This window comes from uncultured Pelagimonas sp. (assembly GCF_947498515.1).
GTDB lineage: Bacteria > Pseudomonadota > Alphaproteobacteria > Rhodobacterales > Rhodobacteraceae > Pelagimonas.
Map to the genome: position 1 here is coordinate 1 of NZ_CANMKO010000033.1, position 935 is coordinate 935.

A 935-nucleotide genomic window follows, 5' to 3' on the forward strand; every position below is an offset into this window, starting at 1 on the left:
ACCGCCCCGTTTTTCCCGGAGGCTGATTACTCCGTTTCAGGCGACTTTATCGAACTTGTTGCATTGTTCATAGAACTTCTCCTTGGCCTCTGCTGGCGGAATGTTTCCGATGGGCTGCAGAAGGCGTCGGTTGTTGAACCAGTCGACCCACATCAGGGTTTCCCATTCGACGGCGTCAGCGGTCTTCCATGGCCCCAGCCGGTGGATGACCTCCGCCTTGAACAACCCGATGATGGCTTCTGCGAGGGGGTTGTCATAGCTGTCACCAACGCTGCCGACCGAGGGTTCGACCCCGGCCTCGTCCACCTTCTCGTCCAAGCGCTCGGTATAGCGGATCGACACATACTGGCTGCCCCGGTCACTGTGATGAATGAGATCGCCTGCCGGTCGTCGCTCAATGAGCGTCTATTCCAAGGAACCTGTTACCCGGCAGGCGATTGCACAGCAATCTGCCGAAAGGGCAACACGAACTGGGTCAGAGGCGATCTTGATGCTCGCCAGCCGACGATACGGTGGGCAAAGGTGTTGATCACGAAGGCAACATAGACAAATCCCTGCCAGGTCGACACGTAAGTGAAGTCGCTGACCCACAGCGTGTTCGGGGCCGGTGCCCGGAACTGCCGGTTCACCTTGTCACGCGGGCACGGCAGGGCCTTGTCCGGCTTGGTCGTCTTCTGGGCCTTGCCACGGGTAACTCCTTGAATGCCAAGCTGTCGCATCAGCAGTTCCACCGTGCAGCGGGCCACATCGAAGCCTTCGCGGCGCATCTGGTGCCACACCTTGCGCCCCCCGTAGACCTTGAAGTTCTGATCCCACACCCGTTGCACCTCAGGGTGCAGAACCTCGTCTCGTTTGGCCCGATCCGACGCAAGATCAGGATCACGGGCAATTGCCAGATGTCCATAGATGGTCCCCTCTTGTGCCATTTGCTTTGC

The 935-nt window shown here is 59.0% G+C and carries 1 pseudogene; it reads right to left on the reverse strand.

The window, feature by feature from the left end:
* Nucleotides 1–36 precede the first annotated feature (36 nt).
* Nucleotides 37–935: pseudogene (locus Q1A43_RS22385) on the reverse strand (IS3 family transposase); the annotation flags it as partial.